This is a genomic window from Bifidobacterium sp. POST2/T3 (B1) (genome assembly GCF_058197115.1).
Window position 1 is genome coordinate 1 of the sequence record NZ_JBVPQK010000262.1, and the last position, 3718, is coordinate 3718.

The window sequence follows — 3718 nt, forward strand, 5'->3', positions numbered from 1 at the left end:
GCCGGGCGGTCTCGCGGGTCCTTGGCCAGCATGGACATGACGAAGTTCATGAGTTGGTTGTCCACCGAGTCGGGCAGTGGCGGCACAGGGTCGTTGACGTGTGCTGCGGCGATGTCCACCGGGGTGGCGCCGGTGAAGGGCCGGTGCCCGCAGAGCCCCTCGTAGGCCACCACACCCAGGGAGTAGATGTCGGACTGGGGGGTGGCCTGGAGGCCCTGGGCCTGCTCGGGCGAGATGTACTGGGCTGTGCCCACCACCATGCCGTCCTGGGTGATCTGCCCCTGGTTGGTGGAGTAGGAGACCCCGAAATCGGTGATCTTGACCTCGCCGGTGTCGGAGACCATGATGTTGGCCGGCTTGACGTCCCGGTGGATGACCCCGTGGGAGTGGGCCACGTAGAGCCCTCGGGCCGTCTGTATCAGGATGGGCAGCAGCTCGATGGGGTCCAGGGCGCCCCGGTCCCGATAGATGTCTGCCAGGGATTGGCTGGGCACGTATTCCATGATCAGGAATCCGATGCCGTCGTGCTCGTAGTACTCGAAGAGGGCGGCGATGTTGGGGTGGGCCAGGTTGGCGGAATTGTGCGCCTCGGCCCGCAGCCGCAGCAGCTTGGACTCCTCGTTGGTCAGATCCTCGCGCAGGGCCTTGATGGCCACAACTCGTCCCAGTTCGATGTCATAGCCCTTCCAGACTTCGCCCATGCCCCCTTGGGCCAGGCGACGGTCCAGACGGTACCGTCTATGGATGAGCTGTCCTTGTACCAGTTTCACTTGGCAGCCTCCTGCATGATGCGTTTCATAATCGGTCCGGCAATGTCTATGCCATAGGAGGAGATTCCATGCACCACGACGGCTACGGCTACCTTGGGTTTGTCGGCCGGAGCGAATCCTACCATCCACCCGTCATTTGCCGTATTGCCCGTGCCGATCTGGGCTGTGCCGGACTTGGAGGCCACCTGTACGCCTGGAATCTCAAGCTCCGGGTAGCTCTTGGTGGTTACTGCCTCCATCATGGTGGTCAGGGCCTTGGCGGTGTCCGATGAGAAGGCCTGTGAGTAGACCGAGGGCGTTGTCTCGCTGATGACGCTGAGGTCGCTGGAGCGCACCCGGTCCACCAGGGTCGGTTGCATGAGCTTGCCGCCGTTGGCCACGGCGGCGACCGTCATGGCAGCCTGAAGTGGGGTGGATAGGGTGTCTCCCTGGCCGATGGAAGCCAGGGCGATCCGGTCCTGGGACTGGTCCTCGGGGAATTTGGAGGCCACGGCCTTCATGGGCCGTCCTGTGGAGGTGGTCCCGTCCAGGGTGATGGTGGAGCCGTAGCCGAACTTGCGAGCCTGCGCTGCCAGCGTCTTGCCGCCCAGGGTGACCCCTAGCTGGGAGAAGGCCGTGTTGGATGAGTAGGCCAGGGCATCCTCCAGGCTGATCTTCCCGTTGACCCCGCCGGCCGCTGTAGTGGTGTTGGTCAGATTGTAGTTGGTGCCGGGCAATGTGTATGAGGCCCCGGCCGGCAGTTGGCTATCGGGGTGATACTGGCCGGACTCCAGGGCGGCGGCGGCCACAACCACCTTGAAGGTGGACCCGGGCGGATACAGCTGCGAGGTGGCCCGGTTGAGCATGGGGTTGTCGGAACGGGAGGCCAGTTTCTGGTAGGCCTGGGAGGCATCGCCGCTGTCGTGGGCGGTCAGGTCTTCGGGGTTGTAGCTCGGTGTGCTGACCATGGTCAGGATGCGGCCTGTGGAGGGTTCGATGGCCACCACCGAACCGGACAAGTTGCCCAGCATGGCGTAGGCGGCCTCCTGCATCTTGGGATTGATGGAGGTCTCGATGGAGGCACCCTTGTTCTGGGTGCCGGTGAAGAGGGACTTGACCCGGTCCATCCACAGGCTGTCCGACTGGCCGCTCAGCAGACGGTCGCGCGAGGCCTCGATTCCTCGGTCTGCCGGGCTGGTGATGGAGTAGTAGCCGGTGATGGGCGAGTAGACGGGCCCCTTGTGGTAGTGCCGCTGGTACTGGAAGGAGTCGTTGATGGGGTCGGACTGGGCCATGACGGCGCCGTCCGAGGTCAGGATGGCCCCCCTGGGTGCCGCATACTCGTGGTACAGGGCACGCAGATTGCGAGGGTCCGAGTTAAGGCTCTCCGCCCGGATCACCATGATGATGGAGCTGGAAAGCCCCAGGATGACGAAGAGGACGATGACGGCGTTGAAGAGTTGACGCAAGGCCTTGTTCACTGTCCACCTCCTCGGACCTGACGGACGGGGATGCGGCCGGTGGCTGGCAGGTCGGTCTCCTCGTCCTGGTCGGTCTGCTCGATCGGCCCGGCATGACGATCATGGGACTCTTGGTCGTCAGAGTCTGAGTCGGGGTCCGAGTCGTCCTGGCCGTTGCGCTTGCTGGTCTCCTGCTGGCGCAGGACGGCCAGGGCCTCGTACTTGAAGGTGTCCGAGCTGACCTCCGGCGCAGGCTTGTTGGCCGCGTTGGAGATGATGATCAACAGAACGGCCAGGATGCAGTTGGCCACCAGACTGGAGCCGCCCGCCGCCATGTAGGGCATGGTCAGTCCGGTCAGGGGGATGACCAAGGTGATGCCGCCCACCACAGTGAAGACCTGGAAGGCCATGGTGAAGACCAGGCCGGAGGCTAAGAGCTTGCCGAAGCCATCCTTGATCTTCATGGCCGTGATCATGCCCGAGGCCACGATGACCAGGTAGAGGGCCAGGACCACCAGCAGGCCGCTCAGCCCCAGCTCCTCGCCCACCGATGTGTAGATGAAGTCAGAGTTGGCCAGGGGGGTGATCCAGGGACGTCCCTGGCCCAGGCCGGTGCCTGTCAGCCCGCCGGCGGCCAGGCCGAAGATGCCGCGCACCAGCTGGCCGGACCCGCCGAAGGCCTTGCTGAACTCAGCATCGCTGAAGGGGTGCAGCCAGGCGTCCACACGGGCACCCACATGGGCGAAGATCATGGAGGCGGCCACAGCCCCGATGACGAAGAAGACCGCGCCTATGGCGATCCAGCTGGTGCGGCCGGTAGCCACATAGAGCATGGAGACGAACATGGCGAAGTACATCAGCGAGGTGCCCAGATCATGCTGGATGACCAGGACGGCCAGCGAAATAAGCCAGACGATGATAATGGGGCCAAAGTCCTTGATTCGGGGCAGCCGCATGCCCAGGAACTTCTTGCCGCCCACGGCTAGCTGGTCTCGGTGGTCGAACAGGTAGGCGGCGAAGAAGAAGGCCAGGAAGAGCTTGGCGAATTCGCCGGGCTGCAGGGTGTGAGACCCTATGCCTATCCAGATGCGGGCGCCACCGATCTCGCGGCCGATGCCGGGAAGCATGGGTGATAGGAGCAGGACCAGGCCCACCACCATACTCACATAGGAGAAGCGGCGCAGCAGCCTATAGTCCCTGAGCAGCACCACCAGCAGCCCGCACAGGACCAGGGCCAGACACAGCCAGATCAGCTGGGTGAAGCCCACTCGTGTAGGCTGGCCAATCCGGGCGTTGCGCAGATCTATGCGGGTGATCAGGGTGATGCCCAGGGAGCTCAGGATGACGATGCTGGGCAGGATGGCCTGGCTACCGTAAGGCTGAAAAATCTCCAGCAGGACCCAGAGGGCGATGAAGAGGGCGGCGGTGACTACCAGCAGGGCTGCGTAGTCACCGGGGAAGCGGCCCGCCGCACGGGCGAACATCTGGAAGAATCCGATGAACCCCACC

At 64.0% G+C, this 3718-nt stretch carries 3 protein-coding genes; all 3 read right to left on the bottom strand.

The genetic code is table 11. The features are described from left to right. Positions 1-770 (bottom strand): serine/threonine-protein kinase (locus AC0AP0_RS10175; RefSeq protein ID WP_490430376.1); only part of this gene is annotated, 770 nt, incomplete at its 3' end. Then, complete coding sequence (locus AC0AP0_RS10180) at positions 767-2230, bottom strand: peptidoglycan D,D-transpeptidase FtsI family protein (RefSeq protein WP_490430377.1); 1464 nt, start codon at positions 2228-2230, stop codon at positions 767-769. The genes AC0AP0_RS10175 and AC0AP0_RS10180, both read right to left, overlap by 4 nt. Further along, positions 2227-3717: an FtsW/RodA/SpoVE family cell cycle protein gene (locus AC0AP0_RS10185; RefSeq protein ID WP_490430378.1), complete on the bottom strand. Its 1491-nt coding sequence runs from the start codon at positions 3715-3717 to the stop codon at positions 2227-2229. Before AC0AP0_RS10185 ends, AC0AP0_RS10180 begins: the two co-directional genes overlap by 4 nt. Position 3718: the final 1 nt, after the last annotated feature.